Consider the following 16,412-nt stretch of genomic DNA (forward strand, 5'->3'; position numbering starts at 1 on the left):
ATGGTCGGCTCCGCACGCCCTGTGCCGGACCGCCTTGTGGAGATCAGCGTGCGGGACGAGTCGGGGCGTCATGTCGGGTACGGCTCGGGCTGGGTCCTGGACACCGATCTGATCCTGACCGCCGCGCACCTGCTGGTGCCCGGTGAAACCGCCGGGCGGCCCGCTCCGGCGGGCGCGCCCCTCGTCGAGGTGCGGCAGGGCATGCACGCCGCCCATCTGCCCTGGCACCCCTGCGAGATCGTCTGGAGCGGCCTCGCGCCCCGGCCCGTACCGCGTGACACCCGTTCGGCGGAGCGCCCGCGCTGGGGCGCGGACGGCGACGACGGTCCCGCTCCGCCGCTGGATGCCGCCCTGCTCGTCGTGACCGGCTCGGGCTGGGAGCCGCCGGAGCGGGACGGCAATCCACGCCTCGGCCTCGCGGAGGCCGACATCACCGAGTTCCAGGTCTTCGGCTTTCCCGGCTTCAACTACGAGGAGCGGTACGCCCACAATCCTTTTCAGGGCGGCGGCCGGCTCAGGCCCGCCAACCTCGCGCGGTCGGAACTGATGACGTTGAACGTGACGGAGGAGGACTGCCCGGCCCAGGGCGCCGACTGGGGCGGCATCTCGGGCGCCGCGGTCCTCGTCGACCAGCGGCGGATCCTGGTGGGGGTCGTCCTGCAGAGCGACGTGGGCAGCCGCACGAGGCTGACGGCCCTGTCGGTCGAGGCGCTCCAGCGGGACGACGGCTACCGCCGCTGCCTGTCCGAGCACAACGGCGGCTTCAGCGAGGCACAGAACAGGCGCAGGGTCCTTGCCGAACTCCGCGCCCAGCTGGAGAGGGCACAAACCCTGCGCGGCGCCGCGTCCCGCCTCGCGCTGCTGCGCCGCCTGTTCCCGTACGCGGCCGGGGAGGCCGAGCCGGCCCGCCTCCCCGCCGAGTGCCTGCTGCCGCTGCTGGTCGACCTGTGCGCCGCGAGACCCACCGGGATGAGCGATCTGGCGGCGGCCTACGAACAAGCGCATCCCCTGGACCGGGCCGTCGCGGCGGCCCTGCACTTCCGGGTGGACGAGCTGGAGGCCCTGCGCCAGATCGGACCGGAGGGCTGGGTCCAACTGCGCGCCGTCCTGGCCCGGTTGTACGAGTCCGACCTGAACGATAATCCCGTGTCCGCGCTCTACGCGCGCGCCACCAGGTCACTGAACGAGGGGATGCCCGCGCACTGCGACGGGCTGTGGAAGGCGTTCGTCAATCTGGCGGGCAGCAACATGCCCTCCGAGGGCCTGCCCCCGGCCGTGCACTTCCTCGAACTGGTCGCCAGCGCGGTCGGCGGAGCGACCGCCAAGGAGATCCAGGCCTACAGCCGCGCCTGGGCCCTGCGCCTGGAGAGCGCCCGCCAGGGCTCCGCCTCGCGCACGGACACGGGCTGGCCGCCCGGCGCCGCGGGTGCCACCGCGCCGCGACGCACCGGCTACCCCGAGCAGGTCGACACCCTGCGCAGCAGCCTCGCCAGAATCCCCGTACAGCCCGCCACGTCCGCGAAACTCCTGGTGGAGCTCGAGCCCGATCCCGGCAACGACCCGGACGACTGGGCGGTGTCCTTCTACTTCCGCTGCCGACCGCTCCCCGGCAGCTGGCTGCGCCTGCCGCTGCCGCACACCGAACGCAGCATCCGCCTGGCCGATCTGCTGACCCGGGTCGACCTGGCGAGGGAGCGGCTGAAGCGGGACTACGGCGTGCCCGGCGAGCGGATCGACGTCGAGTACGTGCTGCCGCTCGACCTCATCGACCACCCGGACACCTTGATACGCCGTGGCGCGCTGCCGGAGTTCGGGATGTCCTTCCCGCTGATCGTGCACAGCCGCGACCGTATGCGGCACCCCCCGTGGTGCCGCACCTGGCGCGAGCGCTGGCGGCCTCTCAGCGGCCAGCCGGAGGCGGGGCGGCTGCTGCAACTGGTGCGGGCGCTCAGCGAGGACGGGCGGGAGTTCGACGGCGAGGAGCCGGTGGCGGGCCTGGTTCTCGCCCACAAACCCAGCTCGACCGAAGGGCGCAGGGATGTGACCAAGGCGCTGCGGCACGGGGTGCCGCTGGTGATGTGGCGGCACGACGAGCGGGCGCAGCCCGACTTCTCCGTGCTGTTCACGCGCATCATGTCCGAAGGAGGCCTCGACGTACCCGAATACGGTCGGGATGATGGCGGGGGTGGTGGCGCCGCTTCGCCCTGGACCGTCGGCTGGCACCACCGGATCGTCATCATCTATGACACTCCGGACGGGTTGCCCGAGCTCATTTACGGAGCTGCTTCGTGAACTCGCCACTCGGTGCCGGGCCCCCGGCCCACACCTCCGCCGCTCCGGGCCCGTATCTGGGCACGGGCGTGCCGCACGAGCCGACCGCCGTGCTGCCCGCTCCCCCGCCGTGGCGCACGTACACGGGAGGCCCGGACCTGGCGCCGCCGCCCGACGACGCGGACGAGGCCGAGCGCAGGCTCGGAGCGGTGACGCGGGCGGCACTCGGCCTGCGGACTCCGGCCGGTGAGACGGCCGCGGTCAACGCGGCGCTCACGCTGCGCAAGCCGCTGCTGATCACCGGGCCGCCCGGCGTCGGCCGCTCCGCGGCGGCCTTCCGCGTCGCCAGGGAGCTGGGGCTCGGCCGTGTCCTGCACTGGACGGTGACCGGCGCGTCGGTGCTGCGGGACGCGTTGTACGCGGCGCGCCCCGCGGAGAGCGGCGCGAAGGTACGCCTGGGACCGCTGGGCACGGCGCTACTCCCTTACGGGCGGCCCCGCGTCCTGCTCGTCGAGGGCCTGGACCGCGGCGACTTCGATCTGCCCGTCGAGCTGCGGACGGTGCTGCGGCGCGGCGGCTTCGACATCCCGGAGCTGGCCGAGGAGGCATCGGCCCGGGTCCTGACCGACGACCCCGGCGTACCGGCACCGGTGGCGTACGGCGCGATCGCCTGCCACGAACTGCCGATCACCGTGATCACCGCGGGTCTTGCCAGGGTCTTCCCGGCCGAGTTCATGGCGGACTGTCTGCACTGGGAGCATCCGGTGCCGACGGCGGCGGAGCTGACCGCGGCGGTCAGAAGCCGCGCCGGGCTCACCGACGGCGCCGATCCGCGCCTGCTCGCCCTGGTCACCGAGCTGGCCGAGGCATGGTCCGACGATCCCCTCGCGCTGGGGCCGCTGACCGTGGACCGGGCCCTGGACGCGGTCACGCTCGCCGCGGCAGGACCCTGGCCCCCCGACGAGGGCCCCGACGCCGTCGCGGCACGCCTGCTCGGCCTGCTGCGGGGACCGGCCCCGGGTCCATGAGCGAGCGCCGCCTCCTGGACCGGCTCGACGGCGCGGCGCTCGGCCGCCCCCTGGGCGCCGGGCAACGGCCTGCCACGGGTCCGGCCCCCTCGGACGCCCCCGACTGGCCGGTGGTCGCGCGGAGTCTGCACCGCCTCGGACACACGGGCGGCGGACGGCAGGTCGACCTGGTGCTCGACACGGCCGCGGGGATGGCGCTGTGGGAGCCGGTGACCTCGCGACTGGTCGCCTTGCTGCGGGGGCAACGGGGCTTGCACGTGCGCGAGTTGCCCTGGAACGGCCAGGGCGACCGTGGCCCCGACCGCTTCCCGGCCGGAAGCCGCAGCCGCCTGATCCTGGTCGTCACCGACGGCCTCGGCCCGGCGTGGCAGGACGGGAGCGCCGCGGCCACCCTGGCCCGCTGGGCGTCCCGGCATCCGGTGGCCATCGTCCATCTGCTGCCGCAGCGGCTGTGGCAGCGATCCGGACTGCCCATGCGGCGCGTCCGCCTCCCGGCTCTCGTCCCCGGTGCCCCCGACGCTCCCGGCCGCGAAGTGCGCGGCGTCCTCGTCGGCGGCAACGCCCTGGCCCCGCAGGACACCGCGCTGCCCGTCGGGACCGTCCCGCTGCCGCTGCTGCCCCTGCGCGGCCGGTGGTTGGCGCGCTGGGCCCGGTGGCTGACGGGAGCCGCCCACGGGTGGACGGAGCTGCCCGCGTATCCGATGGTGCCGCCGGGGGCGCCGGGGCCGTCGTACGAAGAACAGGTGGCAGCGCTCCCCACCGACGCGGCGGGCAGGGTCGCCGCCTACCGGGCGGGCTGCTCGGCCCCGGGAGCGGCGCTGGCCTCGCTGCTCGCCGCCGCCCCGCTGACGCTTCCGGTGATCCGGGCGCTGCGCGACCGGTTCGCCCCCGGTGCCGGACCCGCCGATCTCGCCGAGTTGAGGGCGTGCGGCCTGCTCGTGCCGGCGCCGGGCGGACACGGCTTCGACATGGACGACAGCACCCGCGAACTGCTGCTCGACGGCGCCCGGCGCACGGATACCCAGCGTGTCCTGATGGCACTCGACGAACTCGTACCGCGGAGCGCCGACCGGGCACCGGCAGGCTGCCCGGAGGGCGGCTACTTCACCGCGGTGGTCGCCTCACCGGACACCGCACCGCTTCCCGTGGTGAGCGCGGACAACGCCCGCCTGCTGCGGATCGAACAGCTCGCTCTGCGCGCCCTCGCCGGACCCTTCCAGGAGCGCGCCCGCCTCCTGGGGCAGGTGCTGGCGGCGGAAGGGCACGGCGACCGGGCAGCCACCATCGCGTCGGCCGGCGTCGGCACCCGAGCCGGAGAGGGAGGATCCATGACCAGCGCGCCCGTTCCGGAGGGAATCCCGCCACGGGAGGATCCGTCCACGCCGCCGTCGCACACCACGTCCTCACCGGTCGTGTGGGAGAACGTGCCCCCGCGCAATCCCAACTTCACCGGCCGCGAGCGGCTGCTCGATCAGCTGGCCGAACGGCTGAGCAGCGGCGGGACCGCGGCCGTGCTGCCGGAGGCCATGTACGGCCTGGGCGGCATCGGCAAGTCCCAGCTGGCCGTCGAGTACGTCTACGTGCACCAGAGCAGGTACGACCTGATCTGCTGGATATCGAGCGAGCGCGCGTCCGGCATCATCAACGGCCTGTCCCAGCTCGCCCCGCGCCTGGGCATCGGCCACGGGCCCGAGGCGCGCACCACGGTGCCCGCCGTCCTCGACGCACTGCGCCGCGGCACCCCGTACAGCCGCTGGCTGCTCGTCTTCGACAACGCCGAGAACGCCGAGACCCTGGCGCCCTTCCTGCCCAACTCGCGCCTGGGCACCGTCCTGATCACCTCGCGCAACCCGCACTGGGAGAACGTGGCGCGCTGCCTCGAGGTGGACATCTTCGAACGCGGCGAAAGCATCAAGCTGCTCAACAAGCGCGGCCCGGAGCTCACCGAGCAGGACGCCGACGAGCTCGCGGAGGCGCTGGGCGACCTACCCCTCGCGATAGAGCAGGCCGCGGCGTGGCGGGCGGAGACGGGGATGCCGGTCCAGGAGTACCTGCGGCTGTTCAAGGAGAAGCGCAGCGAGCTGCTCTTCGAGTCCGCGCCCTACGCCTACCAGCAGTCGATCGCCACCGCCTGGAACGTCTCGCTCGACCACGTCGAGCAGACCAACCCCGAGGCCATCCAGCTCCTCCAGGTCTGCGCCTACTTGGCCCCCGAACCGATCCCCAGGGACCTGTTCTCCAATCCGCACCGCGGCTCCATCGCCCCGCAGCTGGACGCGGCCCTCGCGGATCCGATGCGCCTGAGCCGGGCCGTCCGGGAGATCAAGCGGTACTCGCTGGCGCGCCTGGACCTGCGCACGGACTCGCTGCAGATCCACCGGCTCGTACAGGCCGTGCTGATCAACCGCATGACGCCGCTGCAGCAGGAGCAGATGAAGCACGGCGCGCAGATGCTCCTCGCCTCGGCCGACCCCCGCAATCCGGAGTCCCACACGACCTGGAACCGCTACGCCATGCTGTATCCGCACGCCGTGGCCGCCGACGCCGTCCACTCCACCGATCCGTGGGTGCACGGCCTGGTGGTCGGCATCGCCAAGTACCTCCAGCGCTGGGGGGATCACGAGAGCGCGCAGCGGTTCACCGAGGAGGCCTACGCGGCGGCCCGCGAGCTCCTCGGACCCGAGGACGACAAGACGCTGACCCTGGCGTTCTGGCTCGGCTGGACGCATTTCAGCATGGGGCACTACGAGCAGGCCGCCGAGATCAACCGGGTGACGCTGGCGGCGTACGAGTCCGCGCAGCTCCCGTCCCGCGTTCCGGTGCCCGAGATCCGCGAGAGCCATCTGGACGCCATGGGCGCCGTCGCCGCGGACCTGCGCGTCACCGGTGACTTCGACGAAGCCCTCGCGCTGACCCAGCGCGTGTTCGACCTGGCGACGGCGGCCTTCGGCGCGGACGAACCGACGACGATGAACGCCGCGCACAACCTCGCGGTCTGCCTGCGCCTGGTCGGCCGCTTCCAGGACGCGTACGAACTGGACTGCACCACCTGGGAGTTGAAGCAGGCACTCCTCGGCACCGATCACGAGCTGACCCTGCTCACCCGGAACGGGCTGACCATCGACGAGCGCGAGCTGGGTCGTTACGCCCACGCCCGCGAGCGGCAGGAGGCGGTGGTCGCCAAGTACCAGCAGGTCCAGGAGGACAGTCCGGCCGCCCTGCACGCCAAACGCGTCCTCGCGGTGGCCCGGCGCAAGGACGGCGACCACCGCGGCGCCCTGGAGATCTCGGAGGAGGTACTGGGGCTGATCGTCGGCCGGTTCGGGTTCGGCCAGGAGCACCCGGACACGATCGCCGCGTCCCTCAGCCTCTCCGTGGACCTGCGGCACGACGGACAGCTGGAACGGGCCAGGGAGCTGGCCGACGCCTGCTGCCGCCGCTACCGGCGCATCTTCGGGGCGCAGCACCCGCACACCGTCTCGGCGGAGGCCAACCTCGCCATCACCCTGCGCCTGGACGGGCGTGTGCGGGAGGCGTACGAGGTGGACCGGCGCGCGCACGAGGCGCTGGCCCAGAAGCTGGGCGAGCGGCACCCGCTGACCCTGGTCGTGGCGACCAATCTGGCCAGCGATCTGGCGGCACTCGACCAGCACGAGGAGGCGCTGGCCCTTGGCACGGCGACGCTGGCCCTGTGCATCGACGTCCTGGGGCCCGTGCACCCCACCACGCTCAGCACCGCCGCGAACCGGGCGCTGGACCTCGACGCGGTGGGGCAGCGCGAGGAGGGCGAGGAACTGCTCGACACGGTGCTCGCCGAGTTGCGCGGGCAACTGGGCGCCGCGCATCCCGCGACCACGAATCTGGCCGCGCGGACCCGCGCCAACTGCTACATCGACCCGCTACCGCTCTGAGACGAAGGCCGACGCGAGGCGCACCGGATCGACGTCGACGCCACCCTGTGCGGCGTGGACGCCCATCACGAACTCGGGACGGGCAAGCAGCACATCGGCCGCCGGATGGCGTTCGGCCCGCAGTGCGAGGCCGAGGCCGACCCACGCATCGGGTCCTCCCTCCTCGCGGACGCGGGCCTCGAACAGCCGGCGGGCCGAGGCCGCGTCGCCGGTGACGAGCGCGACGTCCTCGGGGCGTGCGCCTTCGACCACTGCACCCGGATCGGGGCGCAGCGCGTCCAGGGCCCGGGGGTCGGCGAGCAGGCGGCGCAGCAGGACGGCACGGGTGTCGAGTCCGCGGCGCGGGCTGCCGGGCACGATGACGTCGGCGCCCTGTGGCAGTGCGACCGGACGGTTCTCCGCATACGCACGGGCGGCGCGGGCGACCTCGTGCGGGTCGGCCGTGACGTGGTGGGCCCGCCAGGACGCGGCGTGGTCGGCGGCGGCCTGCCGGGCCGCGTCCAGGGCCCGCGGGTCGACCGGCTCGTCCTGCCAGGCGGTGAGGCGTGCGGTCAGCTCGTCGGTCAACTCCCGTCCCAGGTCGGTGAGTCGCTCCGCGTCGCGGATGCCGTGGAGGGCCCGCAGGGTCTGTGCGCGCCACAATGCGAACTCGAAGGCGCCCAGCGGTGTCTGCCGGCGCCGGTAGAAGCGGGTGACACCGAAGAAGGCGTACACCCCTTGCAGGAGACCGCCGAGCGGGCGGGGATCATCACGCCAGGGTGCGTAGAAGCGCTCGGTGCCGCCGTCGCGGTAGAGGGTGAACAGGTGCATGAAGGCGCCGAGTTTGTTGTGCTGGAACTCGTGCACCAGCGTGGCCGCGAACTGTTCCGCGTCGTCGGGTTCCGAGGCGACCACGGCGCCGAACGCGTCGCCCGACGAGGCGCTGTGCGGGCGGTAAAGCTCCGCGCGCGGCCGGGGCACCACCGAACTCAGGCCCGTGGCAGCGGCCCGTGCCGTCTCCGGGTCGTCGTGGGCGAGCAGGCTCCAGGCCTCCTCGAAGAGCGCGGCGTAGCGGTCGGCCGTGTCCAGGGGCTGCGGCGGCCAGGGGTCTCGGAGCCCGCGGAAGGGGTCGAGGTCGTCCAGGAGGACGGTGCAGCCTTCTCCGTTCAACTCCCGCAAGGGGAACCAGCCGGGCCCGTCCCGCCGCACCTCGCCGACCCGCAGTGTGCCGCCCCGCGCGGACACCTCGGCGCTGCCCCACCGGCCCTCGGCCCCCGGCACCCTGGCCCCGCCCAGCATCGGCAGGACCACCCACCCGTCCCGTACCGGAGTCGTGGTGCGGAAGTCCACCCCGGCAAGCACCGCCGCGGACGCCGCCACCGCGTGCAGCTGGCCGAGCTCGACCCACAGGGGGGATTCGCCGGGCACGCTGCCGCGCACCCGTCGCAGGGCGTACGCGGCCCAGGTGCCGACGGTGGGGTAGAGCAGCAGACGCTCCACCGGGCCGGGAGCGGCCTCCCAGGCACGGTTGAGCAGCCGCCACCCGTCGTCGAGGGCGGGAAGCGGCGCGGTAGGGGTGCCGTCGGCGGCATCGACGAGCGCGCGCAGGAGGAGCAGGCGCCAGCTGCGCTCGGCGGCACGCAGCGAGTTCACCGCGTCCGGACCGCAGGCGCCGGACAGCAGATCGCGGTAGGGCTCGAGCGCCACGCGATGGGGTGGCATCGGCGGTACGTCATGCGGTTGCGGCCGTCGTGCGTCGACATCCATGCCAGCTCCTGGGTCCAGCCGCGGGTGCGCTACTCGTCGCGCTGCGGGTTGTAGCCCCCCATGCTGCTGGCCGGGTCGTCGATACGGCTCAACAACCGCTGCATCGACGCCTCGACGAGTGCGGCATCCAGGGTGCGCGCATCGGCCGGGCTGACCGCACCGAGGTCGACCAGCTCTGATTCGACGGCATTCTGCTCAGTCACACCGCACTCACATCTACGAATAGGCGGCGATGCTGCCGCAAGCGGACTCGATGGGGCCCTACGGGAACTCGACAGTCACGCGCGGACTGACGGGTCACCATAGCGCGGCACAATGGCAGATTTCGACTGGGTTTGGCGATGCCTCGACCGCTTTCGCGCGCCTGCCCCAGAAGGTCTTCCCGAGCCCCCGCCCGACGAGTGATTCGAACGTGAGGTCGGCGGGTGAACGGCGCTCGGCCGGGGCCGCGCGGCGCACGGACTAGTCGGGCGCCATGGCACGCCGGACGCTCTCGTGGAGCAGGGCGCGGCGCTGCTCGTGCCGTTCCGCGGGCTCTTCCGCGGTCGCGGCGTAGACATTGCTGACCGGCGACCAGGCCATGGACATGGCGATGACCATGGCCATCACGTCGAACGGGTCGCCTCCGCGCACCCGGCCCCCGGCCTGCGCCTCGGCGATCGCGCGCAGCTTGCGGTCGTCGAGGCGGTCGGGGTCGTCGACCAGGTGACCGGCCGGGCGCCGTTCCAGGCGCGCCCAGGTGGCCAGGCGGATGAGGTCGGGGCGGCGGAGGTACTCGTCGTAGAGCCGCACCGCCCAGTCCGCCAGGTCCGCGGCGTCGATCGGGACGACGTTCACGATCCGCTCCAGCGAACCGAAGAAGATGGCGTCGAAGAGCCCTTCCTTGTTCCCGAAGTAGCCGTAGAGCTGGGCCTTGTTGGTGCGGGCGGCGGCCACGATCCGCTCGATGCGCGCCCCCGCGATCCCGTACTCGGCGAACTCCTTGGTCGCCACATCGAGAATGCGCTGGTAGGTCGCGGCTCCGCGTGCGGTCAGGGGCTGGTCGGGCATGTCCGCGAGACTACCAAACAGAACAGTTGGTTTGCCTGACGACCGTCGGTCGTCCTACTCTGCAAATAGACCGAACAGTCTGTCTAAGGAGAAACCCATGAGGACCACCGTGAGCTGGCAGGCCGATGGCCCGGCGGCGCCCCTGCGGCGGGCGCCGCTCGAACGCCGCGACCTGCGCCCCGACGACATCGCGGTCCGCGTGGACTACTGCGGGGTCTGCCACACGGACCTGCACGCCGTCGAGGCCCACGAGGACGGCACGCCCCTCGTGCCGGGGCATGAATTCACGGGCGTGGTGACCGAGACGGGCCCGGAGGTCACGGACTTCGCCGTCGGCGACGCGGTGGCCGTGGGCAACATCGTCGACTCGTGCGGGACGTGCGCCATGTGCCGGGCCGGCCAGGAGAACTTCTGCCGCGAGTTCCCGACGCTGACGTACGGCGGCACCGACCGCCACGACGGATCGACCACCCGGGGCGGCTTCGCCCGCGCCTACGTCGTGCGCTCACGGTTCGCCCATCGCCTTCCCCCCGGCCTGGATCCGGCCGCCGCCGCTCCCCTGCTCTGCGCCGGGGTCACCGTCTGGGAGCCGCTGCGGGCCCTCGGCGTGGGGCCGGGGTCCCGTGTCGCCGTGGCGGGACTGGGCGGCCTGGGGCACCTGGCCGTCAAGATCGCCGTGGCGCTCGGGGCAGAGACCGCGGTCATCAGCCGGACCCCGGACAAGGCCGAGGACGCTCTTCGCCTGGGCGCCCACGAGGTGATCATCTCCGGCGATCCGGAGCAGATGGCCGCCGCCCGCGACCGCTTCGACGTGGTCATCGACACCATCTCCGCCCCGCACGACCTCGGCCCCTACCTGCGCCTGGTCGCGATGGACGGAACGCTCAGCCATCTCGGGCACCTCGGGCCCGTCACCCTGGAGACCACCGACCTGCTCGTCGGACGCAAGAAGCTGAGCTCGGCGGGCAGCGGCGGCACCCCCGCGACCGCCGCCATGCTGGCGTTCTGCGCCGAGCACGACATCACCGCGGACATCGAACTGCTCCCCTCGTCCCGCGTGAACGAGGCCCTGGACCGGCTCCGCCGCAACGACGTCCGCTACCGGTTCGTGCTCGACATGTCCGACCTGGACTGAGGCGGTACCGACACGGGTGCGGAACTTCCCGAGGCGGACCGCGCCGGACTCACCGCCCTTCCGGACCGGCCGGTCGGCCGACGGCGCGCAGCAAGGCGTCGAGCACGCGCCAGGCCCGGTTCCTGCGGCCCGTGTTGCCGGACCAGATGTAGACCGCGCTGAGCACGCAGACGAGCAGACAGACGATCGCCGAGATCGCCAGGGAGAGCTGGACGAGATGTGTCATGTGGATGGCTTCTCCTGAGGACGAGGACGCGGGACCCGGAGGGGTCCGACGCCTCCACGGTCCGACGGCGAGAAGCCGCCGATACGGATGCGGCCATGCGCTGCCGAACTCTTACGCCGCACACACGTGTTGTGACGCTTGCGCCCCGGCGTTTTACACGACTTGACAGTGCTGTCCACCCCTCGCCGCATCCGTGAACCACCCACATCCGCTGTCCGAGGCCTGCGATGATCGGCCCTGTACGGACATCGAAAGGGGAACGATGACGTCGGCGACACCCCGTCCCCCGGCGGGGGCGGCACTGGAGCAACTCCGCTACCGGCTCGCGCTGCTGCACCGACAGAGCGGGGAGCCCAGCTACAGGGTCGTCGCGCAGCGCACCGGCGCCATCAGCCACATGACGGCGGGGAACGTACTGCGCTGCGAAAGCGCCCCTGCCTGGGGGCCGCTGGAGCTCGTCGTGGAGGTTCTCGGAGGTGATCCGGAGGAGTTCCGGGCACTGTGGATCGCCGTTCGGGACGAGGTGTCGCCCCTGGAGCTGCCCACCCCCACCGCCGGGGAAGAGGAGCCGGAAGAGCCGCCCCGGACCGCCGTCGAGCTGAGCCTTCCCGACCTCGACGCCGCGGAGGAAGATCTCCAGGACCGTGCCGCCAAGCGCAGTCGCCGCGAGGGAGAGACACGCAAGGAGCTGCTGCTCGCCCTGGAGGCCCGCGCCGATCTCGGCGAGCACCTGGCCTCCCTGCACGAGCAATTGGGACGGGAACGCGGCCGTAACGAGGAACTGAACCGTCGGGTCGCCGACCTGGAGGCGGAGCGGCGCGAGCACAGCCTGCGCATCGAGCGCCTGCAGGACGAACTGCGGGAGGTCCGGGACGAGCGGCTGACGCTCCTGGAGAGCCTGGTCGGACTCCACGCCCGCCGGGCCGAGTTGAATTTCACCTGGGCCCGGGACGAGGAGGGGCGGCGCCAGGACGCAGAGGCCTCCCGCCGGGAGAGGGACCTCCAGGTCAGTGAACTCCGTGAACGGCTCAGTGCCGCGGAGGGCCTGATGAGGTCGGTGCTTGCCGCCGGCCCCGAGATCTCCCACGCTCGGGAAGACCCCCCGCCGTCGTCGTCCAGAGATGATCGGGCCACCTCCTGAGATCTGGGAGTTCCGGGCCCGGAAGGCATCCCTCCCCTAGCGCGGGGTGACTTTCACGCCATTCGGTCATGCGCGGCAACCTTTCGGGGATCGGCGACCACCACGAGGTGAGCCGCTCATCGGAAACTCCCCGAAGGAGACGTTCCCATGACCATCCCCCGCTCCCCCGCGCTCGCCCGCGTGCGCTCTCGCTTACGCCACTCCACGCGCACCAGACGCCTGGCCTGCCTCGCCGGCGCCACGGGCATCGCAGCCGCTGCCGTCCTCGCCGTCCCCGGCACGGCCGCCGCACACGGCGTCGCCATGGTGCCCGGGTCGCGCACGTACCTGTGCTACAAGGACCTGCTCGCCAACTCCTCGACCCAGATGCCGACCAACCCCGCCTGCAAGGCCGCGGTTCAGGAGGCGGGCACGACGCCGCTGTACAACTGGTTCGCGGTGCTCGACTCCAACGCGGGCGGCCGCGGCGAGGGTTACGTCGAGGACGGCACCCTGTGCAGCGCGGGCGACCGCAGCCCCTACGACTTCGCCCCGTACAACGCGGCCCGCACCGACTGGCCGGTCACGCATCTCACCGCCGGTGCCGACATCGAGGTGAACTACAGCAACTGGGCGCACCATCCGGGCACGTTCAAGGTCTACATGACCAAGGCGGGCTACGACCCGAAGCAGCCCCTTGGCTGGTCGGACCTGGAGAACATACAGACCGTCCAGAACCCGCCGCAGAACGGCGGTCCCGGCAGCGAGGCGGGTCACTACTACTGGGACCTGCAACTGCCTGAACGTACGGGTCAGCACATTCTGTTCGTCCAGTGGATCCGCTCCGACAGCCAGGAGAATTTCTTCTCCTGCTCGGACGTGGTCTTCGACGGAGGCAATGGCGAGGTCACCGGCCTGACCGGCGGCGAACAGTCCGGCGCTGCGGTGAACGCCCTCGGCGCGGACAAGGAGAACACCAAGGCGGACGCGGTGCACAAGGACCACGGGTCACACGCGACCGACGCCACCCCAGCCATGCGGAACACCGCGTCAAACTCCCCCGCGAACTCCTCCGGCCCCGCCCTGATCGGCGCCCTCGCAGGCGCCGGCGCCGTCATCCTGGCCGGCGGCACGGTCCTGCACCTGCGCCACCGCAGGGCAACCACTGATCAATCGTGAATTTCAGCCGAACCGCATCTTAAGAGAAATTGGCACGCTATCGGCGAGCTGCCAAACAGCCCTGGCCATAAGCGATGTGAGACAGGTGGCGAATGGATCCGTAAAAGCACCCCGCACAAAACGCATTGCAACCAATCGATAACCCCGGAGGTCACTGTGGTTGCAAGTACCACGTACGCCTCATGGAGGTTTTTGCAATGCCCTCTCCACTCGTCAACCGCCGGATATTCCGTACCGCGTCGGCGGTGACACTGGCTCTCGGTACGGCGCTGGCCGCTCCGCTCTTCCTGGCGGGCAGCGCCGCTGCCGCGGCACCGGAGGCGACCGCCGCGTTCAGTTCGAGTGATCACGCGATCCTCTACACGGCCGCCGCGGGACAGGCCAACAAGGTGACCGTCGCCGCGTCGATATCCGACGGCTCCGAAGAGATCACCTACGTGATCGACGACGCCGTTCCGGTCAGTGCGGGCGACGGCTGCTCGTACCCCGACAGCGCGGACCGCACCAAGGTCTCCTGCACGGTCGCCACCCTGGAGACCCAGGACCCGTACGCCACCCTGAAGTTGGTCCTCGGGGACGGCGACGACAGCTTCGCCTACGACAACGCCACCGACCAGACCTACTACTTCGCCTCGGCGGACCTGGGCGACGGCAAGGACACCGCGACGCACTCCGGCGGCGTCGACGGCAACTCCGTCAACGGAGGCGCGGGCGACGACGACCTCAGCGTGGGCGAGCACGGGGTGGTGCGCGGCGGTGACGGCAAGGACACCCTCCACGCCGCGGGCGGCAGCATCGCGCTGGGCGGCAACGACAACGACACGATCTACTCGGAAGGCGAGGACAGCGCCGTCGACGGCGGCGCGGGCAACGACGTGATCCAGGGCGGCGCCGAGAGGCAGAACCTCTCGGGCGGCGACGGCGACGACACGATCCGGGGTGCGGCCGGCGACGACTTCCTCTACGGCGGCAAGGGCAACGACACCCTGTACGGCAACAGCGGCAACGACACGATCTACGGGAACAGCGGAGACGACTTCCTCTACGGCGGTTCCGGCACGGACACCCTCTCCGGCGGGCCCGGCACGAACGTCGTCCACCAGGACTGACCCCACATGACGTCCTCGGGGGTACCGAGCGATCAGCCGCGCGGTGCCCCCGAGGGTGTCGGCCTGCTCAGTGGAGCCGGTCGTAGACGAGGGCCAGCGTGCCGTGCTCGCCCGCGGTCTGGCTGACGAGCGCCCACTTCCCCGCGGGCAGGCCGTCCTCGAAGAGGCGGGGCCCGTCGCCGAGGAACAGCGGGAAGACCGTCAGCGCCAGTCGGTCGACCTGGTCGGCTGCCAGCAGCGCCTTGATCACGCTCGCGCTGGAGAGCACGAGAATGTCGCCGCCGTCGGTCGCCTTCAAGTCCTCGACCGCCTCGGCCGTCGGCTTGTCGACGATGGCCGTCCGCTCCCACGGTGACTCCCCCAGGGTGGAGGAGAGAACCACCTTGTCGGCGTCCACGAGCCACTTCGCGAAGGCCTCGTCACGCGGGTCGGCGCCCTCCATTCCTATGACGGTGGGCCAGAAGCCGAGGAAACCCTCGGCGTTGACCCGGCCGAGCAAAGCCGTCGTCGCGGGCTCCCAGAGGCTGGTCAGGTGGTCGCGGGCGACGTCGCTGTGGGCGTACGGCATCACCCAGCTCATGTCCTGCGGGTTGTCGGGCGCGGCATAGCGGCCGTCGAGGGAGAGGCTCATGTTGGCGACCACCCGGCGTCCTTGGCGGCCCGCGGCCTGCTGCTCCTGCTTCGGCTTCTGCTGCTTCTGCTTCTGCTTCTGCTTCTGCTCGGTCACTTCGCGCTCCTTGTGTGGTCCGTGGCGTGCGAGTCCGTGGCGACGACGGCCGCGAGCTTGTCGAGGCTCTGGCCGAAGCCGATCTCGATGCCCGCGATGAAGTCCGCGGAGTCGACGGTGCTGTCGGTGATCCTCCAGTGGGCGTCGAGTTCCGTGCCGCGCCCACGACCGTCGGCGGGCTTCAGGCCCAGGTCGACGTGGGCGGTGAACGCGACGCCACCATCGGGAAGTTGCGGGGAGAGCCGGTAGGCCAGGCGCTCGCCGGGGCGTACGACGTCGACGACTCCCGCCGCGCGCCCGGCGACCGCGTCGGAGCCGTCGGCGTCCTCGGCATCGCGGTACTCATGGACGATGCGTCCGCCCGCTCGCGCCTCGAAGACGAGCTCGGAGACACGGAGGTCGTCGGGCGTCCACCAGCGGGCGAGCAGGTCGGCGTCGGTCAGGTGGCGCCAGACCAGCTCGGGGTCTCCCGCCAACAACCGCCGGAACGTGAACGAGCGGCCGTCGGCCCACCCCGGCTCGTGCGCCGCGAGCCGCTCCGCGTGAAGGCTGACCCCGTAACTGTCGTAGGTCGCGCGCGGGCCGCCGTCCTGGTCGGCGGTGTCGGCGAGTTCCTTGAGCGCGGCGGCCAGGTCCCGCAGGGCGGCGGACCTGAGGGCGTAGACGCGGCGTTGGCCCGTGCGCCGGGAGGTGACGACACCCGCGCGCTCCAGCATCTGCAGATGCTTGGTCGTCTGCGGCTGTCGCGCCTCGGCGAGTTGCGCGAGGACCCCGACCGACCGGGGCCGCTCGGCGAGCAGGCTCACGAGCCGCCAGCGTGCCGGGTCGGCCAGTGCGGAGAGGAGTGCGTCCATGAGTTGAGTATTCGGCACAGAGAATATTCGTGTCAAGGAATATGTCAGGGCGGACT

Annotated in this window: 13 protein-coding genes; 7 read left to right on the top strand and 6 right to left on the bottom strand. The window is 71.9% G+C overall.

Features of this window, described 5'->3' with window-relative positions; genetic code table 11:
• The 3 genes from ABZ906_RS09325 to fxsT are packed head-to-tail and all read left to right on the top strand — an operon-like array spanning nt 1 to nt 7,210.
• Complete coding sequence (locus ABZ906_RS09325; RefSeq protein ID WP_361379547.1) at nt 1-2,292, top strand: hypothetical protein; 2,292 nt, start codon at nt 1-3, stop codon at nt 2,290-2,292.
• Nucleotides 2,289-3,299 (top strand): MoxR family ATPase, encoded by a 1,011-nt coding sequence (locus ABZ906_RS09330; RefSeq protein WP_361379550.1) that lies wholly within the window; start codon nt 2,289-2,291, stop codon nt 3,297-3,299. Before ABZ906_RS09325 ends, ABZ906_RS09330 begins: the two co-directional genes overlap by 4 nt.
• Nucleotides 3,296-7,210: an FxSxx-COOH system tetratricopeptide repeat protein gene (gene fxsT, locus ABZ906_RS09335; protein WP_361379553.1), complete on the top strand. Its 3,915-nt coding sequence runs from the start codon at nt 3,296-3,298 to the stop codon at nt 7,208-7,210. Before ABZ906_RS09330 ends, fxsT begins: the two co-directional genes overlap by 4 nt.
• On the opposite strand, the gene ABZ906_RS09340 is transcribed toward fxsT, so the two are convergent.
• The 3 genes from ABZ906_RS09340 to ABZ906_RS09350 form a co-directional block, all read right to left on the bottom strand.
• Nucleotides 7,199-8,956 carry an HEXXH motif domain-containing protein gene (locus tag ABZ906_RS09340; RefSeq protein WP_361379556.1) on the bottom strand — a complete coding sequence of 586 codons (1,758 nt, stop codon included), beginning with the start codon at nt 8,954-8,956 and terminating at the stop codon, nt 7,199-7,201. The two genes, fxsT and ABZ906_RS09340, sit on opposite strands and share 12 nt — an antisense overlap.
• A gap of 29 nt (nt 8,957-8,985) precedes the next feature.
• A complete protein-coding gene (locus ABZ906_RS09345; RefSeq protein WP_361379559.1) occupies nt 8,986-9,159 on the bottom strand; it encodes a hypothetical protein in 174 nt (57 codons plus the stop codon).
• 259 nt (nt 9,160-9,418) lie between these two features.
• Nucleotides 9,419-10,006: a TetR family transcriptional regulator gene (locus tag ABZ906_RS09350; RefSeq protein ID WP_361379562.1), complete on the bottom strand. Its 588-nt coding sequence runs from the start codon at nt 10,004-10,006 to the stop codon at nt 9,419-9,421.
• Nucleotides 10,007-10,103: 97 nt separating this feature from the next.
• Here ABZ906_RS09350 and ABZ906_RS09355 point away from each other — a divergent pair, with 97 nt between their 5' ends.
• Nucleotides 10,104-11,141: an NAD(P)-dependent alcohol dehydrogenase gene (locus ABZ906_RS09355; protein WP_361379565.1), complete on the top strand. Its 1,038-nt coding sequence runs from the start codon at nt 10,104-10,106 to the stop codon at nt 11,139-11,141.
• Between the two features lie 49 nt (nt 11,142-11,190).
• Here ABZ906_RS09355 and ABZ906_RS09360 read toward each other — a convergent pair whose 3' ends face one another.
• Nucleotides 11,191-11,367 carry a hypothetical protein gene (locus tag ABZ906_RS09360; RefSeq protein WP_361182551.1) on the bottom strand — a complete coding sequence of 59 codons (177 nt, stop codon included), beginning with the start codon at nt 11,365-11,367 and terminating at the stop codon, nt 11,191-11,193.
• Nucleotides 11,368-11,629: 262 nt separating this feature from the next.
• On the opposite strand from ABZ906_RS09360, the gene ABZ906_RS09365 reads away from it, so the two are divergent.
• The 3 genes from ABZ906_RS09365 to ABZ906_RS09375 all read left to right on the top strand — a co-directional run bounded on the left by ABZ906_RS09365 (nt 11,630) and on the right by ABZ906_RS09375 (nt 14,775).
• A complete protein-coding gene (locus ABZ906_RS09365; protein WP_361182553.1) occupies nt 11,630-12,508 on the top strand; it encodes a hypothetical protein in 879 nt (292 codons plus the stop codon).
• Nucleotides 12,509-12,655: 147 nt separating this feature from the next.
• A complete protein-coding gene (locus ABZ906_RS09370) occupies nt 12,656-13,666 on the top strand; it encodes a lytic polysaccharide monooxygenase (protein WP_361379568.1) in 1,011 nt (336 codons plus the stop codon).
• Nucleotides 13,667-13,863: 197 nt separating this feature from the next.
• Nucleotides 13,864-14,775: a calcium-binding protein gene (locus ABZ906_RS09375; protein ID WP_361379571.1), complete on the top strand. Its 912-nt coding sequence runs from the start codon at nt 13,864-13,866 to the stop codon at nt 14,773-14,775.
• Nucleotides 14,776-14,842: 67 nt separating this feature from the next.
• Here the strand turns inward: ABZ906_RS09375 and ABZ906_RS09380 are convergent, their stop codons facing one another.
• Complete coding sequence (locus ABZ906_RS09380; protein WP_361381359.1) at nt 14,843-15,418, bottom strand: dihydrofolate reductase family protein; 576 nt, start codon at nt 15,416-15,418, stop codon at nt 14,843-14,845.
• 80 nt (nt 15,419-15,498) lie between these two features.
• Complete coding sequence (locus ABZ906_RS09385) at nt 15,499-16,356, bottom strand: metalloregulator ArsR/SmtB family transcription factor (RefSeq protein WP_361182556.1); 858 nt, start codon at nt 16,354-16,356, stop codon at nt 15,499-15,501.
• Between the last annotated feature and the right edge of the window lie 56 nt (nt 16,357-16,412).

This window comes from Streptomyces sp. NPDC046925, assembly GCF_040644915.1.
Lineage (GTDB): Bacteria > Actinomycetota > Actinomycetes > Streptomycetales > Streptomycetaceae > Streptomyces.

Excerpts from the sequence above, each read along its gene's own strand:
- ABZ906_RS09325 (WP_361379547.1), top strand. The coding sequence starts at position 1 with ATGGTCGGCTCCGCACGCCCTGTGCCGGACCGCCTTGTGGAGATCAGC.
- ABZ906_RS09375 (WP_361379571.1), top strand. The coding sequence starts at position 13,864 with ATGCCCTCTCCACTCGTCAACCGCCGGATATTCCGTACCGCGTCGGCG.
- ABZ906_RS09350 (WP_361379562.1), bottom strand. The coding sequence starts at position 10,006 with ATGCCCGACCAGCCCCTGACCGCACGCGGAGCCGCGACCTACCAGCGC.
- ABZ906_RS09340 (WP_361379556.1), bottom strand. The coding sequence starts at position 8,956 with ATGGATGTCGACGCACGACGGCCGCAACCGCATGACGTACCGCCGATG.
- ABZ906_RS09365 (WP_361182553.1), top strand. The coding sequence starts at position 11,630 with ATGACGTCGGCGACACCCCGTCCCCCGGCGGGGGCGGCACTGGAGCAA.
- ABZ906_RS09355 (WP_361379565.1), top strand. The coding sequence starts at position 10,104 with ATGAGGACCACCGTGAGCTGGCAGGCCGATGGCCCGGCGGCGCCCCTG.
- ABZ906_RS09360 (WP_361182551.1), bottom strand. The coding sequence starts at position 11,367 with ATGACACATCTCGTCCAGCTCTCCCTGGCGATCTCGGCGATCGTCTGT.
- ABZ906_RS09385 (WP_361182556.1), bottom strand. The coding sequence starts at position 16,356 with ATGGACGCACTCCTCTCCGCACTGGCCGACCCGGCACGCTGGCGGCTC.
- fxsT (WP_361379553.1), top strand. The coding sequence starts at position 3,296 with ATGAGCGAGCGCCGCCTCCTGGACCGGCTCGACGGCGCGGCGCTCGGC.
- ABZ906_RS09370 (WP_361379568.1), top strand. The coding sequence starts at position 12,656 with ATGACCATCCCCCGCTCCCCCGCGCTCGCCCGCGTGCGCTCTCGCTTA.